Origin of the sequence: Paraburkholderia sp. RL17-380-BIE-A (assembly GCF_046028085.1) — a bacterium.
Lineage (GTDB): Bacteria > Pseudomonadota > Gammaproteobacteria > Burkholderiales > Burkholderiaceae > Paraburkholderia.
Window position 1 is genome coordinate 150,264 of sequence record NZ_JARESQ010000018.1, and the last position, 21,821, is coordinate 172,084.

General features: G+C 63.5%; 17 protein-coding genes. 9 read left to right on the forward strand and 8 right to left on the reverse strand.

The annotated features are described in order from the left end of the window. Nucleotides 1–118: 118 nt before the first annotated feature. Complete coding sequence (gene hrpA / locus P0D68_RS27230) at nucleotides 119–4,513, reverse strand: ATP-dependent RNA helicase HrpA (RefSeq protein WP_408301694.1); 4,395 nt, start codon at nucleotides 4,511–4,513, stop codon at nucleotides 119–121. Between the two features lie 23 nt (nucleotides 4,514–4,536). Here hrpA and argA point away from each other — a divergent pair, with 23 nt between their 5' ends. The 3 genes from argA (at nucleotide 4,537) to proP (ending at nucleotide 8,537) form a co-directional block, all read left to right on the forward strand. Beyond that, nucleotides 4,537–5,925, forward strand: a complete 1,389-nt coding sequence (gene argA / locus P0D68_RS27235; RefSeq protein ID WP_408301692.1) for an amino-acid N-acetyltransferase — start codon at nucleotides 4,537–4,539, stop codon at nucleotides 5,923–5,925. A gap of 109 nt (nucleotides 5,926–6,034) precedes the next feature. Continuing rightward, entirely contained in the window at nucleotides 6,035–6,307 is a 273-nt protein-coding gene (locus tag P0D68_RS27240; RefSeq protein ID WP_007181244.1) for an oxidative damage protection protein, read from the forward strand. A 727-nt stretch (nucleotides 6,308–7,034) separates the two neighbouring features. Continuing rightward, nucleotides 7,035–8,537: a glycine betaine/L-proline transporter ProP gene (gene proP, locus P0D68_RS27245; protein WP_286162033.1), complete on the forward strand. Its 1,503-nt coding sequence runs from the start codon at nucleotides 7,035–7,037 to the stop codon at nucleotides 8,535–8,537. A gap of 72 nt (nucleotides 8,538–8,609) precedes the next feature. Here the strand turns inward: proP and P0D68_RS27250 are convergent, their stop codons facing one another. The 4 genes from P0D68_RS27250 to P0D68_RS27265 form a co-directional block, all read right to left on the reverse strand. Further along, nucleotides 8,610–9,098 (reverse strand): metallophosphoesterase family protein, encoded by a 489-nt coding sequence (locus tag P0D68_RS27250; protein ID WP_408301690.1) that lies wholly within the window; start codon nucleotides 9,096–9,098, stop codon nucleotides 8,610–8,612. Nucleotides 9,099–9,235: 137 nt separating this feature from the next. Then, nucleotides 9,236–10,045, reverse strand: a complete 810-nt coding sequence (locus P0D68_RS27255; RefSeq protein ID WP_408301688.1) for a hypothetical protein — start codon at nucleotides 10,043–10,045, stop codon at nucleotides 9,236–9,238. Between the two features lie 206 nt (nucleotides 10,046–10,251). Beyond that, nucleotides 10,252–10,668: a VOC family protein gene (locus P0D68_RS27260; protein WP_091792851.1), complete on the reverse strand. Its 417-nt coding sequence runs from the start codon at nucleotides 10,666–10,668 to the stop codon at nucleotides 10,252–10,254. Then, nucleotides 10,665–11,207, reverse strand: a complete 543-nt coding sequence (locus P0D68_RS27265) for a helix-turn-helix domain-containing protein (RefSeq protein WP_408301686.1) — start codon at nucleotides 11,205–11,207, stop codon at nucleotides 10,665–10,667. Before P0D68_RS27265 ends, P0D68_RS27260 begins: the two co-directional genes overlap by 4 nt. A 502-nt stretch (nucleotides 11,208–11,709) precedes the next feature. Between P0D68_RS27265 and P0D68_RS27270 the strand changes: the two genes are divergently transcribed. Both P0D68_RS27270 and P0D68_RS27275 read left to right on the forward strand, forming a co-directional pair. Then, nucleotides 11,710–14,130: a glucose/quinate/shikimate family membrane-bound PQQ-dependent dehydrogenase gene (locus P0D68_RS27270; protein WP_408187241.1), complete on the forward strand. Its 2,421-nt coding sequence runs from the start codon at nucleotides 11,710–11,712 to the stop codon at nucleotides 14,128–14,130. Between the two features lie 227 nt (nucleotides 14,131–14,357). Then, nucleotides 14,358–14,573: a hypothetical protein gene (locus P0D68_RS27275; protein WP_091792848.1), complete on the forward strand. Its 216-nt coding sequence runs from the start codon at nucleotides 14,358–14,360 to the stop codon at nucleotides 14,571–14,573. Nucleotides 14,574–14,714: 141 nt separating this feature from the next. Here the strand turns inward: P0D68_RS27275 and P0D68_RS27280 are convergent, their stop codons facing one another. The 3 genes from P0D68_RS27280 to P0D68_RS27290 form a co-directional block, all read right to left on the reverse strand. Then, nucleotides 14,715–15,248: a hypothetical protein gene (locus P0D68_RS27280; protein ID WP_091792847.1), complete on the reverse strand. Its 534-nt coding sequence runs from the start codon at nucleotides 15,246–15,248 to the stop codon at nucleotides 14,715–14,717. A gap of 102 nt (nucleotides 15,249–15,350) precedes the next feature. Then, nucleotides 15,351–16,502, reverse strand: a complete 1,152-nt coding sequence (locus P0D68_RS27285) for a branched-chain amino acid ABC transporter substrate-binding protein (protein WP_091792846.1) — start codon at nucleotides 16,500–16,502, stop codon at nucleotides 15,351–15,353. Between the two features lie 124 nt (nucleotides 16,503–16,626). Further along, a complete protein-coding gene (locus P0D68_RS27290; protein WP_408301683.1) occupies nucleotides 16,627–17,874 on the reverse strand; it encodes an NAD(P)/FAD-dependent oxidoreductase in 1,248 nt (415 codons plus the stop codon). 343 nt (nucleotides 17,875–18,217) lie between these two features. On the opposite strand from P0D68_RS27290, the gene P0D68_RS27295 reads away from it, so the two are divergent. From P0D68_RS27295 to P0D68_RS27310, 4 genes are all read left to right on the forward strand, one after another. Further along, entirely contained in the window at nucleotides 18,218–19,630 is a 1,413-nt protein-coding gene (locus P0D68_RS27295; RefSeq protein ID WP_408301681.1) for an aminotransferase-like domain-containing protein, read from the forward strand. A 207-nt stretch (nucleotides 19,631–19,837) separates the two neighbouring features. Next, entirely contained in the window at nucleotides 19,838–20,146 is a 309-nt protein-coding gene (locus P0D68_RS27300; RefSeq protein ID WP_408301680.1) for an EthD family reductase, read from the forward strand. A gap of 392 nt (nucleotides 20,147–20,538) precedes the next feature. Then, nucleotides 20,539–21,255, forward strand: coding sequence for a FadR/GntR family transcriptional regulator (locus tag P0D68_RS27305; RefSeq protein WP_408301678.1), 717 nt, complete (start codon nucleotides 20,539–20,541; stop codon nucleotides 21,253–21,255). Nucleotides 21,256–21,305: 50 nt separating this feature from the next. Beyond that, a partial coding sequence (locus P0D68_RS27310) for a dihydroxy-acid dehydratase domain-containing protein (RefSeq protein WP_408301676.1) occupies nucleotides 21,306–21,821 on the forward strand: 516 nt, incomplete at its 3' end.

Here is a 21,821-nt window from a genome sequence, read left to right on the forward strand (position 1 = left end):
CGCCTTTTTATCCGTGCCGCGACCGCGTGCCGGCGCCACGTGAGCCGCCACCTCAGCCGCCCGCGAGACGTCCGCGAGGCGGAGCAGGCATGGCGCCCCGCCCCGCTAGTCGCGGCGATCAGCGCTGCATCGACTCCCACACCTTATGAAGGCGCTTCACCGACACCGGCATCGGCGTGCGCAATTCCTGAGCAAACAGGGAGATCCGCAACTCCTCCAACAGCCAGCGGAATTCCGACAGACGCGGATCCAGCACGCCGCCACGCTGCGCCACCGCGCGCTGATAGTTCTGCAACAGCGGCTGGAACTCGGCGTACTGACGGGCGTCGCGCGCGGGGTCCGCTTTCAGCTTGTCGATGCGCAGCGCGATCCCTTTCAGATAGCGCGGGAAATGCGCCAGTTGCGTGTACGGCGTATCGACCACGAAGCGCTTGCCGATCAGTCCGTCGAGCTGATTGTGCAGGTCCGCATGCGCCGCCGTGAACGACTTCGCCTGCACCAGCTTCTTGGTCACCGTCGCGTATTCGCTGAGAATCTGTCCGACCAGCCGGGCAATTTCCTGAGCCAGCAATGTCAGGCGGCTGCGGCCCTCGTCACGGCGCGTGTGGAAAGTGACGTCGTCGTCGGGCAACGGGTCTTGCAGGCAGGCACGGTCGAGCGCGGTGTCGATCAATTGATCGCGCAACTCTTCCTGAGTGCCGCGCGGCATGAACTGCATCGCCATTTCGCGCAAGCCCGGCAGATTCTTTTCCAGATACTTGATCGGTTCCTTCAACTGCAACGCGAACAGCCGGCGCAATCCCGCGCGATGGATCCGCGCGGCTTCGTCGGGCGAATCGAACACTTCCACGTCGCAATGCGTGCCGCGATCCACCAGCGCCGGATAACCGAATAGCGTCTGGCCGCCGCGCCGGATTTCAAGCAGCTCGGGGAGCTTGCCGAAGTTCCAGGTCGTCAGCTTTTCGTACAACGCCGTGCCCTGCGCACCGTCTCGCGACGCGGTCTGCGGACCCGACGCCGGAGCGCCCTTACCGCGCTGCGCCGCGGCGTTTGCCAGGCCAGACGCTTGCGACGGCGTCGCGACACTGCCGCCGCCCGCGTCCGCCAACGCCGCGCCCGCCGCGCTCGAAGCGATCTTCTGGAAATGCTGCTGCGCCTGGCCGCCGAGTTCGGCGCGCAGTTGCGACAGGTTGCGGCCCATCGCGAGCTGACGCCCATGCTCGTCGACGACCTTGAAGTTCATGAACAGATGCGGCGGCAAGGTCTCCAGCTTGAAGTCCGACTGCTTCATCGCGACCTGGGTCTGCTCGCGAATATCGGCGATCAGCGACTCGAGCAAGCCGCCCGCGCCGAAGCGCGGACCACTATGCCGTTCGACGAAACCCGCCGCGAACTCAGGCAGCGGCACGCAATGACGGCGCAGCTTCTGCGGCAGGGACTTCAGCAGCAGCTGCGTCTTCTCCTTCAGCATGCCGGGCACGAGCCATTCGCAGCGGCGCGCGTCGACCTGGTTCAGCGCATACAGCGGCATGGCGAGCGTGACGCCGTCGCGCGGCGAACCCGGTTCGAAGTGATAGGTGAGCGCCATCTCGACGCCCGCCATCGTCATCCGTTTCGGGAACAGGTCGGTGGTCACGCCGGCGGCTTCGTGCCGCATCAGATCGTCGCGAGACAGGTACAGCAGGCGCAACTTGTCTTCCAGTTGACCGCTCTTTTTCACCTCGTCGCGATACCAGCGCTCGAACGACGCGCCGGTATAAATGCCCTTCGGCAACGCCTGATCGTAGTAGGCAAAAATCAGCTCGTCGTCGACCAGCACGTCCTGACGGCGCGACTTGTGTTCGAGCTGCTCGATATCGGCAAGCAACTTGCGGTTGTGCGCGAAGAACGCGAGCTTCGTATCGAACTCGCCTTCCACCAGCGCGCCGCGAATGAACAGCTCGCGGGCGCGCGCCGGATCCTGTTTGCCGAAGCTCACGCGCCGCCGGTGATAGATCGGCAGGCCATACAGCACCGCGCGCTCGAATGCCGAGACCTGCGCCGCGCGCTTTTCCCAATGCGGCTCGGAAAGCGACTTCTTCAACAGATGCGAGCCGATCTTCTCGATCCACTCCGGCTCGATCTTCGCGATGCACCGCGCGTACAGCCGGCTCGTCTCGACCAGTTCGGCGGCCATCACCCACTTACCGGCTTTCTTCACCAGCGCCGAGCCCGGCCACAGATAAAACTTGATGCTGCGCGCGCCGAGGTAATACGGTTCGTCGTCGGCTTTCAGGCCGATGTTGCCGAGCAAACCGGTCAGCAGCGCGAGATGGATCTGCTCGAAGGTCGCTTCCGCTTCGTTCAAGCGCCAGCCGTGCTCACGCACCACCGTGAGCAGTTGCGAGTGCACATCGCGCCACTCGCGAAGACGCAGCTGCGACAGGAAGTTCTTGCGGCACTCCTCGTGCAACTGTTTGTTCGACTTCTTGTGCGCGATCGCTTCTTCGAACCAGTTCCAGATTTTCAGCCATTGCAGGAATTCCGAACGCTCGTCGGCGAACCGGCGATGCGCCTGATCGGCCTGCTCCTGCGCTTCGATCGGCCGGTCGCGCGGATCCTGCACGGACAAGGCGCTGGCGATGATCAACACTTCCTTCAGCGCCTGCTGGTCGCGGGCGGCCAGAATCATCCGGCCGACGCGCGGGTCGAGCGGCAAGCGCGCGAGTTCGCGGCCGAGCGGCGTGAGCTGGTTGTCGTCGTCGACGGCGCCGAGTTCGTTGAGCAGCTGATAACCGTCGGCGATGGCGCGGCCCGGCGGCGATTCGATGAACGGGAACGTCTCGATCGCCGTCAGATGCAGCGACTTCATCCGTAAAATCACCGAGGCCAGCGACGAGCGCAGAATTTCCGGATCCGTGAAACGCACGCGGCCCTGGTAGTCGCTTTCTTCGTACAGGCGAATGCAGATGCCGTCGGCGACCCGGCCGCAACGCCCGGCCCGCTGATTGGCGGCGGCCTGCGAGATCGACTCGACCTGCAACTGCTCGACCTTGTTGCGATACGAGTAGCGCTTCACCCGCGCGAGCCCGGTGTCGACCACGTAGCGAATGCCCGGCACCGTCAGCGAGGTTTCGGCGACGTTGGTGGCCAGCACGATACGCCGCGCGTTCGACGTGCGGAACACGCGCTCCTGTTCGGCCGCGGAAAGACGGGCGAACAGCGGCAGAATTTCTGTGTGCGGCGGATGGTGCTTGCGCAGCGCCTCGGCGGCGTCGCGAATTTCGCGCTCACCGGGCAGGAACACGAGCACGTCGCCCGGACCTTCGCGGCAGAGTTCGTCGACGGCGTCGACGATGGCTTCCATCAGATCGCGATCGGTTTCGCGCTGGGTTTTCGGCCGCTCGCCTCGCGGCGCGGAGGAAGACGCGTTGCCTTCGGCGGCCTTCACCGCGGGGCTGTCTTCCGCGACGGGCCGGTAGCGCACCTCGACCGGATAAAGCCGCCCGCTCACTTCGATGACCGGCGCGGGCTTCTCTTCGCTGCCGAAGTGGCGCGCGAAACGGTCCGCGTCGATCGTCGCCGAGGTCACGATCAGCTTCAGATCGGGACGCTTGACGAGAATTTCCTTCAGATAGCCGAGCAGAAAGTCGATGTTCAGGCTGCGCTCGTGCGCCTCGTCGATGATCAGCGTGTCATACGCTTTCAGCAACGGATCGGTCTGCGTTTCGGCGAGCAGGATACCGTCGGTCATCAGCTTGACGGAGGCGCCCGGCGACAGATTGTCGGTAAAGCGCACCTTGTAGCCGACCACCTCGCCGAACGGCGTGCCGAGTTCTTCGGCGATGCGGCGGCCCGTCGCCGAAGCGGCGATCCGGCGCGGCTGCGTGTGGCCGATCAGACCGGAGCCGCCCGCACCGAGCCCGCGGCCGAGTTCGAGGCAGATCTTCGGCAGCTGGGTGGTTTTGCCGGAGCCGGTCTCGCCGCAGACGATCACGACCTGATTCTGTGCGATCGCCTTGGCGATTTCCTCGCGGCGGCCCGATACGGGCAACGCTTCCGGATAGGTGATCGGCGGAATCGGATTGGGCTCGACGACACGCGGTGCGCGCGCGGCGCGGGGCGGCGCTTGCTCGCGGCGCGACCCGCCGTCTCGCGAGTCCGCTTGACGTGGCTGGTCGCCACGAGCGGCGCTTTTCTGCTGGTTCGCGCCGGACGCGCTCTGCTGCCGCGCACGCCCGGGGCTGTGGTCTGACCTTCGGCCTTCCTTGCCCTCACGCGGCTGCGACTCGCCACTTTCAGCGGGTTTCGCCTCCTCGCCACTTTCCTGATTGCGGGCTTCGCGGCGCGGATGATTTCTCTGCGCCGACGCTTGCGCATTTTCCGCGGCGCGCCGCGGCTCGCGCGCCGTGTGCGGCGCGTTCGGTTCGGCGTCCGGTGCTGTGCGGCGTGCGGCGTCGCCGGCCTTCGGTTGATCGGCGGCCGGCGCCGGATTCTCGTTCGCCGCAGCGGGACTTTTGGGTACATTCGACATGGGGGCGCATTATAATCCCCGGCATGAATTCCCAAACCGACCTCGTCCCCGCGCCCGCGAGCGTTCCGGCCCCCGCCGGAGCAACGGAAAACCTCGCACAGCACGCGCAATTCGTCGACTGGATGCGCTCAGTCGCCCCTTACATCCATGCGTTCCGTAACAAGACGTTTGTTGTCGGTTTCGGCGGCGAGGTGGTGCATCAGGGGCTCCTGAATGCGCTCGTGTCCGATATCGCGCTGCTGCAAGCCATGGGCATCCAGATCGTGCTGGTGCACGGCTCGCGGCCGCAGGTCGAAGAGCAGATGAGCCTGCACGGCGTGGAGTCCGAGTTTTCGCACGGCATGCGCATTACCGACGCGCGCGCTTTGGAGTCCGCGAAAGAAGCGGCCGGCGAAGTGCGTCTGGATATCGAGGCCGCGATCAGCCAGGGTCTGCCGAATACCCCAATGGCGCACGCGCACATCAGCGTCGTATCGGGCAATTTTGTGACAGCGCGCCCGGTCGGCATTCTGGATGGTGTCGATTTCGCCCACACCGGCGTGGTGCGCAAGATCGACGCCGATTCGATCCGTCACTCGCTCGCGAGCCGCAAGCTGGTGCTGCTCTCGCCGCTCGGCTTCTCGCCCACCGGCGAGGCCTTCAATCTGGCCATGGAAGACGTCGCGTCCGCCGCGGCGATCGCGCTGCGCGCCGACAAGATCGTGTTCCTGACCGAGACGCCGGGCCTGATGGAAGCCGGCGAAGACGGCCCCGTACTGGTGCGCGAACTCTCGCTCGACGACGCCTACAAGCTGCATGAAAGCGGCGAGGTCACCGGCGACGCCGGCTTCTATCTGAAGCACTCGATTCGCGCCTGTCGCGGCGGCGTGGCGCGGGCGCACATCATCCCTTACGCGCTCGACGGCAGCCTGCTGCTCGAACTGTTCCTGCACGACGGCGTGGGCACGATGATCTCGTACGAGAATCTGGAAAGCCTGCGCGAAGCCACGCCGGACGACGTCGGCGGCATTCTCGCGCTGATCGAGCCGCTCGAATCGGACGGCACGCTGGTGCGGCGCGGCCGTCACCAGATCGAACGCGACATCGACCATTTCTCGGTGATCGAGCACGATGGCGTGCTGTTCGGCTGTGCGGCGCTGTATCCGTACACGTCCGAACGCATCGGCGAAATGGCGTGCCTCACGGTCTCGCCCGAAGCGCAAGGCACCGGCGACGGCGAGCGCCTGTTGAAGCGCATCGAGCAGCGCGCGCGGGCGCGCGGCCTGACGCGCATTTTCGTGCTCACCACGCGTACCGAGCATTGGTTCCTCAAGCGCGGTTTTGTCAAGGTCACCGTCGACGATTTGCCGGAAGACCGCCGCAGACTCTATAACTGGCAGCGCAAGTCGCTCGTGCTGATGAAACAGCTCTGAGCGGCCCTATATAGCGACTGCCTGTCCCGGCATCGACACATCAACCCATTTTTACGGGACCGGAGTCAGTGCTGAAGCACTCACCCGGTCGACAAAGGAGAAGCACAGCATGACTCGTATGGTTCAATGCGCGAAGCTCGGCAAGGAAGCCGAAGGCCTCGATTTCCCGCCGCTGCCGGGCGAACTTGGCAAGCGGATCTACGAAAGCATTTCGAAGGAAGCCTGGCAGGCCTGGTTGAAGCAGCAAACCATGCTGATCAACGAAAACCGCCTGAACATGGCTGATCCGCGCGCACGCCAATACCTGATGAAGCAGACCGAAAAGTTCTTCTTCGGCGAAGGCGCGGATACGGCGCAAGGTTACGTGCCGCCTTCGGCGTAATCGCGCTCTCTCGCACTTCAGGCCGCATCACCGAAATCCGCGCCGCGTGCGCGGATTTTTTTCGTCCGCGCCGCTGCAAATCTGCTCCATCACGCAACGTTCGTTTGATCGCTCGAACGAAGCGGCAAAATTCTCCAAACGGTACATTTCAGGCCATTTTTAAGCCGCTTCTTCAGACCGCCAGGATCCGCCCAATCCCCCGCCCCGCAAGGGATTGAACGCCCCCACCGAGGTCCCTCGCGGACACCCGGTTTGCACGATCCTCCGTTATCGTGCTATTATGTGCATCGTTCCAACAGCATTTCACCTTCATTCACGTTCTCTTCAATCTGGCCCGCAGTGCATACACAGTACGTATCGCAATGTGTTGCCACTCCGAATTGAACAGTTTTTATACAAGAAGGCTTGTCGGTCGTTTCCCGTCGCATGTCTCGGCATGAGCGGCGAATACAGCACCGGCCTTTTTCGTTTCAAGCCTTCCAGCGGCGCGTGGGCCAGCTTTCAGCCACCCAGCGTCCTCATGCATCTGCCCCCCTTCCACGGCCACGCAGGTGCAACAGTCAGCACAATCTAGACGAGTGTTTTTTCGCGACCTGTCTCGCGAGGCACGGGCGTTGTGTTTTTTTCGCGCCCAACTCTGTCGCCCTTCGACGGTGACGAAGACGCCTTTCGCCTTGCTCGCGACACTGCACTTCCCAGCAACCGTGGCGGAACGTTCATGCGCATCATGAGTTTCGTCGCAGTCATTGGAGTTTTCACCTTGACCGCTTCCAGCAACGGCTTCTGGCGACATCACAAAGAAGAACAACGCCTCTCTCTGGACGACATCACCGTCGTCGACAAATCTCTTCTCAAGCGGGCCGTCGGCGCCATGGCGCTCGGCAACGCGATGGAATGGTTCGATTTCGGCGTGTACAGCTATATCGCTGTCACGCTCGGCAAAGTGTTCTTTCCGTCGGCGAGCCCCGCGGCGCAGTTGATCGCCACCTTCGGCACGTTCGCCGCGGCGTTCCTCGTGCGGCCGGTCGGCGGCATGGTGTTCGGGCCGCTCGGCGACCGCATCGGCCGACAACGCGTGCTGGCGATGACCATGATCATGATGGCACTCGGCACCTTCGCGATCGGCCTGATCCCCAGCTACACGAGTATCGGCATTTTCGCGCCGGTGCTGCTCTTGGTGGCGCGTCTGGTGCAAGGCTTCTCGACCGGCGGCGAGTACGGCGGCGCGGCGACCTTCATCGCCGAATTCTCGACGGACAAGCGCCGCGGCTTCATGGGCAGCTTCCTGGAGTTCGGCACGCTGATCGGCTACGTGCTCGGCGCGGGCACGGTGGCCGTGCTGACCGCGACGCTCTCCAACGAGGCGCTGCTCTCATGGGGCTGGCGCGTGCCGTTCCTGATCGCGGGTCCGCTGGGTCTGGTGGGTCTGTACATCCGGATGAAGCTCGAAGAAACGCCCGCGTTCAAGAAGCAGGCGGAACAACGTGAAGCCGAAGACAAGGCGCTGCCCAAGCAGTCGTTTCGCGAATTGCTCATGCAGCAATGGAAGCCGCTTCTGCTGTGCGTCGGCCTCGTGCTGATCTTCAACGTCACTGATTACATGGCGCTTTCGTATCTGCCGAGCTATCTGTCGGCCACGCTGCACTTCAACGAAACGCATGGCCTCTTCCTCGTGCTGCTCGTCATGGTGCTGATGATGCCGATGACGCTCGCCGCCGGCCGCCTGTCCGACACGATCGGCCGCAAGCCGGTCATGCTGTTCGGTTGCGTGGGTCTGTTCGCGCTGTCGATTCCCGCCCTGCTGCTGATCCGCATGGGCACGGTGCTGCCGGTGTTCGGCGGCCTGATGATTCTCGGCGTGCTGCTGTCGTGCTTTACCGGCGTGATGCCGTCGGCGCTGCCGGCGCTGTTCCCGACCAGGATCCGCTACGGCGCGCTCGCGATCGGCTTCAATGTTTCGGTGTCGCTGTTCGGCGGGACGACGCCGCTCGTCACGGCGTGGCTGGTGAACAGCACCGGCAATCTGATGATGCCCGCGTACTATCTGATGGGCGCTTCGCTGATCGGTGTCGTCTCGGTGCTCGCGCTGCGCGAGACCGCCCGTAAGCCGCTGCTCGGCTCGGGCCCGTGCGTGGCGACGCGTGCGGAAGCGCATGCCGTGCTGCGTGGCGAGCGTGAAGCCGCGGAGATCGACGAAGGCTATGCGGCAACCGCCACGGCGCGTGCCTGAGCACGCGGTGCGCCCCGGTTAGCGCAAACTGAGTTGTGAGAACGGGCCGGCAAATCTTTGCCGGCCCGTTTTTTATGGCACCAGCGAATCGAAGCTCGCGCTTGCGCTCGCCCATTCGACGATCAGGATTGCAGCCGAAACCGGCAGTTTGAAACGCCGTGGCCCGGCGCTGCCCGGATTGACGAACAGCACGCCGTCGCGCTCGCTGATCGACGGTTTGTGCGAATGGCCCGTCACCACCACGCCGATTCCCAGGCTGCGCGGATCGGCGCCCACATCGGCGATGTCGTGCACGACGAGAATCGCCACCTGCTGCACGGTGAGCGTGACGTGAGTCGGCAGCGACACGGCCCAGCCGCCGGTGTCATTGTTGCCGCGCACGGCCGTGACCGGCGCAATTTGCGTTAGCGCTTCGAGCACGGCCGGGTTGCAGATATCGCCCGCGTGGATGATCGCGTCGCAACCGGCGAGATAGCGCAATGCCTCCGGGCGTACGAGGTTGTGCGTATCGGAAATCAGGCCGATTCTTGTGCGGGTGGAGGGTCGATCGCGCGAAGTCATGTTGGCAGTATCGGGCAAATGGGTGAGACGTGTGCGCGGTCGTTTTGCTCATGCGAGGTGGGCCTTGAACCGCTCCGAACGCAACGAGCGGCTAAGAACTGCGATGACCCGCCGCAAGTCTCGGCGAACCCTCGCGCTCAATCCGCCGCCTGCCGCTCCACAATCTCACGCGCCGCAACCTGCGCCGGCCGCGTCGCGTTGAGCATCCGCCTCGTCGCGCCATGCACGAGGATCGAAACCACCGCCGCGCACATAAAACTCAGCCACACGCCGTATCGAGGCAGCATGCTCGCGGTCACGGCGAAAAATGTCGCGAACGACGCACGGCCGATTACCATGCCGCGCATCAGCAACGCGACGAAGTCCGCGCCGTGCGCGCGCTGCGCCGAGACCGCGAGCACGATGCCGAGCAAAGGAAACACTGAGAGCAGTCCGCTCCATGTCGCGCCCATCGACGCGGACAGGGTGGTCACCGCGACCGTCAGCAGCGCGCCGGCGAGCATGCGCACAGCGAGGTCGCCGAGTCCGAGGCGCGCCGCCGGTACGTGACCGCTCACGCGCGGCAAGCCGCTTTGCGACACCGCCACGGCCACGCAGGCCGCCACCGCCGCGCATGCGAGGCCGGCGGGAAGCTGCGTCAGCAAATTTGCCACGCCGACCCAACCGAGCATCCCGACAACCAGCGCGAGGGGCCATGCAAAGCGCCGGCAGGTCCACGCGTAGGCGAAATTGAACGCTTCCGATGCGGCGATCGCCGCAATCGAGGCCGCCGACGCGTGCGCCGCGAACGTCGAGCCGCGCTCCAGCGCAAGCAGCAAGACGATCGGCCCGGCAACGACCGGCAGCCCCGCGAGCCACCCCGCCACCGTCGGCCCCCATATGCGTCCCGCCACCGTCAGCGCGGCGAGAAACGCGGGCACCAGCACGAGTTTGAGCGCGAGCAGCATGCCTATGCTTCCTGCTTGTAGTCGATGCTTCCAGATAAGCGGGGCAAGCTAATTCCCTTCACGACATTCCCTCTCAAAGACAATCGCCTGCTCATGCGAGTCGGCAGCACAGGCTCGTTTCCGGCGAATAACGGCGCCGGCGCTTATCCGCCAGCGCAACGCCGATGGATACCCGGCCACCCGAACCGACGATCCCGCTGCTGGCGTCACGTCGAGTTCCTCGGTGCCTGGATCATCTTCCAGCCATTGCCGGCGGGGTCGCGAAAACCGGCATCGACGCTGCCGAAGCGGTCCACCGGCTCCTGGGTGAATTCCACGCCGCGCGCTTTCAGGCGGGCGTAGCTCGCACGGCAGTCGTCCACGGAGAGAACCAGAGGCGGCATCGCCCCTTTGGCGACCATGGCGCGCAAGGTTTGCGCGGTGGCTTCGTCGTGGATGGGCGGGCCGGGTGTGAACAGCCCGAGCTGAAACGCGGGCTGATCGGGATGCTGGACCGTGAGCCAGCGATAAGCCCCATTGCGCACGTCCGTATGGACACGGAATCCGAGCTTGTCGACGTAGAAAGTGAGCGCTTCGTCCTGGTTGTCGACGTACAGGCCCACCACATTGATACCCTCGTTCATGACACCTCCCTGGTTGATGGCCAGACTGTATCGTCGGCCGCGCGGCGGCGCTTCTCCGAAACTGCGGTGGTGAGATCGGGGCGCTGCGCGGCCTTCGCCACGCAGGCGGGCATGCGCTCGAGTCGCGGCATGTCGGTCTGGCTCTCGACGCGCATGGCGCTGGGGCTTTTCCCGGTGATGTCGTGGAAGATTCTGCCGAAGGTCCCCAGGCTCTCCCAGCCGGTGGCAAAGGCAATTTCCGTGATGCTGAGCCCGGTGTCGCGCAACAGGGTGACGGCCTGCTCGATGCGGCGCGTCAGCAGGTAGCGGTGCGGCGGGACCCCGAAGGCCCGTTTGAAGGAGCGCGCGAAATGAGCTTGCGTGACGCCGCTCACCTCGGCAAGGCGCTTGACGGGCCAAGCCTCATGCGACGCGGCGTCCATGCGGTCCTTGGCGCGCAGCAGCCGGCGCAGCAGGACCGGATCTTGCAACGCGTCAGCGCCGCCCGGTGCGGGGGACGAGGCAAGCGGCCGGGCGCGAGGGTCTTTGCGAGGAGGCATGAGTCCGGGAGGGCTGACGGAATGCGTAGTTTAGGCTCGCGCGAGCGCTTCGTGGGCGCGAACTTGGGCGCGTGCAGAAGTGCTGGAGCCACGGCGTCGGCTGCATCCGGGCAGGAAGCGGCGGCGCATCGCCAGCCGAGTCGGCCACGTGATGCTTGATGCACTTCGCCGCCTACAACCTACAATTTGAACGCGCGCCCCTCCTTGTGCGGTACGGTTGCATAAATTGAAAGACGGCAGTTGAAAGACGGCAGTTGAAAGACGGCGGGCACCGCACCTTCGCGGCGTTCGCGGCCCCGTCGGAATCGAACCGGGCCGCCTGCGGATCGCGGGCCGTCCAACATTGGGGTAATGCAGGTGTTTGCGTGACTGTTTTACCGCCCTGCACGAGCGCGGCGAACCGGCCGGATGCCGCGCTTGCGTTCGCGTCGGCGTATGAGCGCTGCGGGCATCGCGTAACAGGCGATGCAAGCGGCACCTTAAGAAAAAGATTGAGGTCACCATGTACAGACAATCGACATCGCCGGGTTTCATCGCCGTCATCACGTTGCTGTTCACTGCGCTCACCGCGCTCTATCTGCTGATAGGCGGGGCATGGCTGCTCTCGCTCGGCGGCTCCGCGTATTACGTCGTGACCGGCATCGTGCTGCTCGGTGTGAGCTGGCTGCTGTACCGTCGCAGCGCCGCGGCGCTCGCGCTCTACGCGCTTGTGCTAGTCGGCACTGCGGTCTGGGCGCTGTGGGAGTCGGGCCCCGACTTCTGGGCGCTCGCGCCGCGCTCCGGCGTGCTCGTCGTGTTCGGCGTGTGGCTGTTGCTGCTCGTGAGCCGGCGCCTCGACGCGCCGCGCAAGCTCGGCGTGACGTCGCTCATCGGCGCGCTCGTGATCTGGGCCGGCGTGCTCGTCTATGCGAGCTTCAACGATCCGCAGACGCTCAACGGCACGCTGAGCGCGGCGGCCACGACGCCCGCGGCCAACCCGAACGGTATCGATCCGTCCGACTGGCCCGCGTATGGCCGCACCCAGGAAGGCACGCGCTATTCGCCGCTGCAGCAGATCACGCCCGAGAACGTCAAGAACCTGCAGGTGGCCTGGACCTTCCGCACCGGCGACATGAAAGGTCCGAACGACCCCGTCGAAATCACCAATGAAGTCACGCCGATCAAGATCGGCAATCTGCTGTATCTGTGCTCGCCTCACCAGATCCTGTTCGCGCTCGATGCAAAGACGGGTGAGCAGAAATGGAAGTTCGATCCGAAGCTGCGGGCCGACCCGTCGTTCCAGCACGTGACCTGTCGCGGCGTGTCGTATCTCGACCTCTCGGCCAGCGCCACGACCGTGCAGCCCGCCACGCCCACGAGCGACGCCGCCGCGGCAGCCACGGTGGCGTCCGCGGCCAATGGCGCGTGTACGCGCCGCATCTATCTGCCTGTCAACGACGGCCACCTGTACGCGCTCGATGCACAGACGGGTGAGCGCTGCGCGGGCTTCGGCAACAACGGCGACCTCGATCTGCAACACGCGCAGCCGGTCACGACGCCGGGCATGTACGAACCGACCTCGCCGCCGATCGTGACGAACACGGCGATCATCGTGGCGGGCGCGGTGGAGGACAACTTCTCGACGCGCGAGCCTTCCGGCGTGATCCGCGGCTTCGACGTGCGCACCGGCCAGTTGCTGTGGGCATTCGATCCGGGCGCGCAAGACCCGAACAAGATTCCGGGCGCGGGCGAAAACTACACCATCAATTCGCCGAACTCGTGGGCGCCCTCCGCCTACGACGCGAAACTCGACCTCATCTATTTGCCGATGGGCGTGACGACGCCGGACATCTGGGGTGGCAACCGCACGGCCTTGCAGGAGCGCTATGCGAGCGGCCTGCTGGCGCTGCATGCATCGACAGGCAAGCTGGCGTGGTTCTACCAGACCGCGCACCACGATCTGTGGGACATGGACCAGCCCTCGCAGCCCACGCTCGCCGATATCACCGGCAAGGACGGCAAGACCGTACCGGTCGTGTATGCGCCCGCCAAGACCGGCAACCTGTTCGTGCTGGATCGCCGTACCGGCGCGCTGGTCGTGCCCGCGCCCGAAACGCCGGTGCCGCAAGGCGCCGCGCCCGGCGATCATGTTTCGCCCACGCAGCCGTTCTCCGATCTCACGTTCCGCCCGAAGAACCTGCTCACCGACGCCGACATGTGGGGCGCGACGATGTTCGACCAGCTCGTATGCCGCGTGATGTTCCACAAGCTGCGGTATGAAGGCACGTTCACGCCGCCTTCGCTGCAAGGCACGCTGGTGTTTCCAGGCAACCTCGGCATGTTCGAATGGGGCGGCATTGCCGTCGACACCGATCGTCAGCTCGCCATCGCCAATCCGATCGCCCTGCCCTTCGTCTCCCGTCTGATCCCGCGCGGCCCCGGCAATCCGACGGAGCCGGAGCCGGGCGCAAAAGGCAGCGGCACGGAAGCGGGCATCCAGCCGCAATATGGCTTGCCGTACGGCGTGACGCTGAACCCGTTCCTCTCGCCGCTCGGTCTGCCATGCAAACAGCCGGCGTGGGGCTATATTTCGGCGATCGATCTGAAGACCAACGAGATCGTGTGGAAGAAGCGCATCGGCACAGTGCGCGACAGTTCGCCGATTCCGCTGCCGTTCAAGATGGGCATGCCGATGCTCGGCGGGCCGATCGTGACGGCGGGCGGCGTCGCGTTCATCGGTGCGACCGCGGACAACTATATCCGCGGGTTCGATGTCAACAACGGCAAGGAAGTCTGGCGCGCGCGTCTGCCCGCGGGCGGCCAGGCCACGCCGATGAGCTATTCGATCGACGGCCGTCAGTACATCCTGATCGCCGCGGGTGGCCACGGGTCGTTCGGCACCAAGCTTGGCGATTATGTGATCGCGTACGCGCTGCCGCAGTAGCGCAGGAGGTCGGGCGCGGGTCAGAATCGCGATCCGCGCCCTTTGAAGAACACATCATGCCTTTGCGCTGACAGGCAGATATCAACCCGGCAAGAAAGCTTTAGTAAGCGCTTCGCCTTAAGGCTATCTAATCCCGTTTTGGCAACCGGGACTCGAGCTCTAACATGCGCAGCAAGGCTGCTTTGTCGTTTTGATATTAAGAGTGGGACAAGAAAGGAAACCAGAACATGAATCGTCGCGTACGCCAGATCCCGGTATCAGGAGCAAATGTGAGGTGGCTGCTGTTGATCGCCGCGCTCGCGGGAACCAGCGGATTGCAAGGTTGCTCGACTACGCTCGAAACGTTTGGATTAGGGGCTGGATTGGGCATCGGCGTAGGCGTGATTGGCGCTGTCGGCACGATCGCGTGCGCGATCGGTTGTGAGCGCAACCACGGATTTTGACCGGTCTCGCGAGGATCCAACGCGAGCGGCCCATGCCGAAGCATCCGGCACGGCCGCTCTCCGAAGTACTCATCCAGGCGGTCAATGACCACGCCCTTCACCTGGCCGTTAGTGGACTATCGCATCACCCTCTGATCTTCTTTACTGGCTACGCGCAAGATTCCTCGCAACCTCCTCAACTGCCCGGATGTTCGGGGCGCTTCGCACCAGCAGATCGAGTGGACACCATGGATAAGGAAGTGAGCTTACCCATCCCAGGATCGAATCTCCGAGTTCACCTGGCAGCGTTTTCATCTCTTCAATGGTGATTTCAAGCTTCGCAACCAGTCCAGAATCATCTCGACTCAACCATGCGTAGCTCCCGAAACCCAAACGCACTGCGCCCGAAACTTTTTCCGTCATGCAAACGAGCCACTTGCAACTAAATGCGCTCGCGTGGTCCGGCGGAACCTCCATGCAAAAGGTATAGATATTTTCGTAACGTTGCGCGAACTGACTTACCAGCGTCTCCGATATGCCCTTCAGGCCTTTCACCGTTGAAGGAAACGATATCTCGTCAGTCTTGACCTCCATCACGAGCTCCGCATCGGCAGCGAATGCGCGGGACATGAGATGCGGGCGGTTGCCGTCCTTCGCAAGAAGGTAAGTTTCGATCGACTGCCGTAACAGGGTCATCCTGGATCCATGGAGCAAAGTTGTTTCGCGCCGAGTCTACGCGATGCTTCTGCCCGGATAGTGATGACCCTACGTTGCGCATGGACGCCGTGCTCGCGAAAATCAGGCGCCGCTCCCTCCAACCGTCTTCATACTCTTCCACTGACCCTGCTGAACCTGAAACAGCGTGTACGGCGGCTTGATCAGATCGCCGTAAGGGTCGAACGTGATCTGTCCCGTCACGCCCGTGACGCTGACCTTGGACAGACTATCGACGATCTTCGCGCGGTCCAGTGAGTTCGCCGTGTGGATCGCCTTGAGCATGGCGAGCGCTGCGTCGTACGCGAACGGCGCATACAGTTCCACGTCCTGATTGAAGCGCGCCTTGTAGCGCTTGCCGAACTCCACGGCCGCCGGCAGCTTGTCGAGCGCGGGGCCCGGCTCCAGATCCTGCGTGCCGTCGCCCGCCGTACCCGCGATCTGCAGGAACGCATTGCTCTTCAACGCGCCCGCGCCGAACAGTTGAGCCGTCATGCCGAGCGAGCGCATCTGTTTGATCAGCATCGCCCCCTGTTCATCCAGGCCGCCGAAGAAAATCAGATCGACATTCTTACTCTTCAGCGTCGTAAGGACGGCGCGGAAATCGACCGCCTTGTCGTTGGTGAACTCGCGATCGACGATGTTGCCATTCGCTTCTTTCGCGCCTTTTTCGAACGCATCCGCCAGTCCTTGTCCGAACGCCGTGCGGTCGTCGATGATGCCGATGCGCTTCGCCTTCATCTGCTCGACCACGAAGTGCCCCGCCACCACGCCGCCGATACCGTCGTGGCCCATCGTGCGAAACACGTTCTTGTAGCCCTGTTTGGTCAATTGCGGATTGGTCGAACCGGGCGTAATCATCGCGACGTTCGCCTGGTGATAAACCGTCGAGGCCGGAATGCTGCAACCCGAGTTGTAATGGCCGATCACGCCGACCACGCCGTCGTCGACCAGCTTCTGTGCCACCTGAATCGCCACGCGCGGATCGGCCTGGTCGTCCTGCACGTCGAGCACAAATTTCACCGGCTTACCGTCGACAGTGGGATGCCGCGCGTTTTCTTCATCGAGCGCCAGTTGCGCGCCGTACTGCAGGTCTTTCCCCACGCGTGCAACGGGACCCGTCAACGGTCCGACAAAACCGATCCTGACGACTTCAGGGTCGGCTGCCCACGCGAACGGTGCGTGCGCACCGATCAGACAAACGGTAAAACTCAACAGCCAATTGCGGCGATTCATGATGCGCTCCTTGCGAGTTGTTACGTCGCGCGTTATGTCGAATGAGCGGCTCGATGCGCGACGCGTCGAAACCGTCCTACGTGGAGGTGGATGAAACTGAAACCTGGTGCCACGATGTTCGCCGTTATGCCTTTCGCCCAGCGCCGAAACGCGTCGCCGCGTACGGCGCGAGATCGAGCGCAGGCGCGCGCCGTGCGACCAGATCCGCAACGATGCGCGCGCTTATGCCGGCGAGTGTCACCCCGAGATGCTGGTGACCGAATGCATAGATCACGCGTTCGCTCGCGCGTGAACGCGCGAGCACCGGCACGCCGTCCGGCAAGGTCGGGCGAAATCCGAGCCAACTGCTGTCGGGCGTAGTGAGCGCGGGCAACGCGCGTCTGGATGAAAACGTCAGCAAGTCGATCAGCGAGCGGTTGCGCGAGTCGCTAAAGCCGCCCAGTTCGACCGTTCCTGCGACGCGGATACCGTCGCTCATCGGCGTCATGTAAAAGCCTCGCTCGGCCCAGCCGACCGGCCGTGAAATCAGTTGCTGCGCGCCCGGATAACGCACGTGATAGCCACGCTCGGTGTCGAGCGGCACGCTGTCGCCGCATTGCCGCGCAAACTGCGCAGAACGCGCGCCCGTCGCGACGATCACATGGCTAAAGCGCCGCGTAACGCCGTCGGCTGTCACACTCGCGCCATCGGCCGCAGGCTGCACCGCGCTGACCGTCGATCGCTGCAGCGTCAGCCCTTGCGCCACGAGCTGCTCGTAAAGCGTTTGCAGGAAGCCTTGCGGATCGGAGAAATGCCAACTGTCGCTGAACAGCACGCCGCGCTCGAATATCGGCGCCAGCGACGGTTCGAGCGTGCGAATGTCGTTGGCGCCCAGCACGTCGAAGGCGACGCCGAGTTGCTTACGCAAACCGAGTGCGGGGCTCGCCGCGTCGAACGACGCCGCGCTCGAATAGAGATAGAGACACTCGCGCCGCCGTACAAAACGTGCCAGGCCGGCGTTTGCCAGCAACGGCGCGTAACTCTCCTGCGCTTGCGCGAGCAATGCAGCGAGTGCGCCGGCACTGGCCTTGTAATTGCGCGGCAGCGAACTCATCATGAAGCGCGCGAGCCATGGCACGAGGTGCGGCAGATACTGATAGCGCAGCCTGAATGGACTCTCGCCAGAAAACAGGTAGCGCGGCAAGTCGCGGAACACAGACGGGTTGTTCACCGGAATGCACGCGTAGTGAGCAAACGTTCCCGCGTTGCCGAACGACGCGCCCTGTCCGACGCCGGACGGATCGAACAGCGTGACCCGATGCCCGTCGCGCATCAACGACGCCGCGCTGGCGAGGCCGATGAATCCCGCTCCGACAATAGCGATCTCCGACATTACTTGCGCCCTTCCATCGCATACGACAGCCACGAAGACAAAACGCGCATTGCAACACTCCCGCTGACAGATTCCTGGGCACTGCCCGGCGTCGTTGCTGCATGTCCGCCACCAGACAAACTCTGGCATCTAGAATCACACAATAAATTTTTGTGTGCAATCAAAAAACATATTGTGTGGTCATAGCATTTTCCCTGGAGGGTCCCAGGCATGCTCTTCGCCACCTGCCGGCGGTTCAGCGGGAAACTCGCGGAAGCCTCGCAGTCGCACGGGCGTGGTATAGAATCGCCACACCTCCGCACAATTGCGGACAAAGCCAGTTTGTATGGAGACAGTTGATCTTATGGCTTCTGGCAAAGACGCAACCCGCGCCGCCAACGGCACGCCGGATCCGGCGAAGCGCTCGACTTACATTGAGGTGTCCAGTTCGATCGAGAAGGACATCCGCAGCGGCATCTATCCGCCCGGCAGCCGACTGCCGCCGCAGCGGCAACTGGCGACTGATCTGGGCATCAACGTTTCGACGGTGTCGCGCGCGTACAAGGAATTGCAGTTGCGCGGGCTGGTGATCGGCAGCAAACGGCGCGGGTCGCTCGTGACGGGCGGGGCGATGCCGAGTGTCGAACCGGCGCAATCCGCGCAATCGGCGAGCAATGGCTTGATCGACCTCACCGTGAACCGGCCGGCGACGGGCGAATTTCTCGCGTGTCTGGCACGCACGTTGGCCGAGTTACCGCGCGATCCGCGCTTTGCGCAATTGCAGGAATACCAGCCGCCGCAGGGCCCCGAATGGGCGCGCGCCGCTGGCGCCCGCTGGATGGCCGCGCCCGGCTTCACGCCGGATGCCGGCCAGGTGGTCGTGACGAGCGGCGCGCAGCACGGTTTGTATGCGGTGCTGAACAGCCTGATCGGCACGGACGGTGTGATCCTCGCCGACCGCCTCACCTACTATGGGTTGAAAGCGCTCGCGCCCGTGTTTCAGTTCGAGATCGTCGGCATTCCGAGCGACGGCGATGGACTGCTGACCGATGAAGTCGACGCCGCGTGCCGGCGCATGCCCGTGAAGGCGATCTTCACGGTGCCCAATCTGCAGAATCCGACTGTCACGACAATGAGTCTCGAACGCCGCATGGCGCTCGTGGATATCGCTCGCCGGCACGGCGTCGCGATCATCGAGGATGACGTGTATGGGCCGCTGGTATCGCAGCGTTTGCCGACGATCGCAAGTCTTTGTCCGGAACTGACCTTCCATATCGCGGCGACCTCGAAGATTCTCGCGCCTGGGCTGCGGCTCGGCTACCTGTCGAGTCCGCCGGACAGTTCGGCGCTGTGCGCGGAGGCCGTGCGCACGACCGCCTGGATGCCTGCGCCAATGTCGATGCTGATCGCGTCGATCTGGATCGAGGACGGCACTGCGCGCCACATCATGGACGCGCAACTCGCCGAGATTCGCGCGCGCCACGCGCTCGCACGGGAGTTGTTGCCGCAGGCGTTACTGCGCTCCGATCCGGCGTGCATGTTCGTCTGGCTCAAGTTGCCGCCGCCCTGGCGCGCCGATGATTTCGCCGCCAATGCAAAGGCGCGCGGGGTGGTGGTGATGCCTTCTTCGGCGTTCGCGGTGGATCGCTCGGAGATCGAGCACGGTGTGCGGATCAACCTTGCTTGCGCGTCGAGCCGCGATCAGCTCGTTAGTGCGTTGCGCTTGCTGGCTGGAACGCTGAAGGATCGACCGAGGGCGTTGTTTGGGACGATCTGAGGCGGGTCATCAATGCGAAGACACGTGAAAGCTTCGATGCGAATTCACAGCCGGCGTAGAATCCAAGCTGCATTTCTCGACCGGGTAAAGTGGTTGTACACCCGACTCCGTATCAGTCTGACACGATCCCGGCCGCCGGCGGGTTGAAGCGCGAGACGCTCATTCCGCCGTGCACCGATCTTGCCGGGTGCACAAGGAGACATGACCATGGCAAAGCTCGTCGCGCTATACAAGACGCCGTCAAACACCGAGGCGTTCGACGCACACTACTTCTCGAAACATGTGCCTCTGGCCAAGACGATATCCGGACTTCAGCGCTACGAAGTGAGTACCGGGCCGGTCGCGACCCCGCAAGGCGGCTCCCCGTATCATCTCGCGGCAATCCTGAGTTTTGATTCGATGGAATCCCTGCAACAGGCACTCAGTTCACCTGAAGGTAGAGCGACAGCGGGCGATCTGGCCAATTTCGCACAAGCCGGTGTCGAGCTTCTCGTATTCGACACTAAAGACGTTTAAACACGGGCCGGTGAGCAGGCTGCGCGCGAAGCATCGCGGCCAGCATGAATTTTGGCAAAGCGCGGCGGTGGATGAGCACTGCCGTCGCTAGCTAACCGCAGGCGCCCTCGGGACGACGCTCGATAAGAAGGACTCGCCGTCCTCGCCGGATTATCCATCCCTCGCGATTCAAACACCGAACCACGCTGGCGGCTGTCATTCGACACTGGTCACTGCACGTCCGCCTATCCTTTGCCCAAGTCCGATGCGCTGCCATCGGCGATATCAAACCCCACCTTTCGGCCTGAATATGTATGTCAATTAAATGCCAAATAGTGGCATAACCAAGGTCAATTTGAACGGTTCGCCATTTTGTGCCAGGATATGTAATACATATCTAGCATGGAAAGAAGATGCTGAAGCTTCATGAGCCGATCGTGACGGAAATGATCGAGGCCATCGTGTCAGGGCGGCACGCGCCGGGCGCCTCCCTACCGAACGAGATCGATCTGGCCCAGGCGCGAGGGGTCAGCCGCACTGCAGCCCGTGAAGCCATGCAAAAGCTGCAGTCCCTCGGCCTGATCGAAGTGCGTCGACGCAAGGGGGCCAGCGTGCTGCCACGCAGCAACTGGAATCTGCTGGACCCGACCGTACTCGACGCGGCCATTACATATGCTACGGACGTCGACTTTTTCCAGTCCCTCATCGAGGTACGCCTGCTGATTGAACCGCGTGCCGCGGAACTCGCCGCACAACGCGCGAACGATCGGGATCTCGAACGGATCGGAGCCGCACTCGCTTCAATGGAGGCCGAGGCCGAAGGAACGCGGGGTCCTGGTTGGCGGATTGCGGATCTGGCGTTCCACACCTCAATCATCGACGCAACGGGGAACTGGGTTTTGCGGCAGCTGATCGTGACAATCGGAGCTGCGCTTGCCGCCGAGATCCGCGTGACGGGTCAGTACGCGGCGTCCCCTAAGGAATCCTTGCAACTGCACCGGAACGTCTTTGAAGCGATTCGCCGGCATCAGCCCACCGAGGCGCATGCCGCGATGACCTGGCTGCTCATCTCGACACAGCGCGAGCTTGACGCATTGAATCGCGACGGCAAATTCCGCCCGAGACAATAAGCAGCTAACTGAATATCAAACGGCACCCAACAAATGGATAGGGAGACGACATGCGCAAACTCCGCTCGCAAAGCTGGTTCGGCAGAAACGACAAGGATAGTTTCATACACCGTTCATGGATGAAGAACCAGGGCATTCCGCACGACGAATTCGACGGACGTCCGGTCATCGGCATCTGTAATACGTGGTCCGAACTGACGCCTTGCAATGCGCACTTTCGTGAGCTGGCGGAGTACGTGAAGAAAGGCGTGCATGAAGCGGGCGGCCTGCCGCTGGAATTCCCGGTGATGTCGCTCGGCGAATCGAATCTGCGGCCCACCGCAATGCTGTTTCGCAACCTCGCTTCCATGGATGTCGAGGAGTCGATTCGCGGCAATCCGATGGACGGCGTGATCCTGCTGGTCGGCTGTGACAAGACCACGCCGGCCCTGCTGATGGGCGCGGCTTCGTGCAATCTACCCGCACTGGCGGTTTCCGGCGGACCGATGTTGAACGGCCGCTTTCGCGGCAAGAACATCGGCTCCGGCACGGGCGTGTGGCAGATGTCCGAGGAAGTGCGCGCCGGT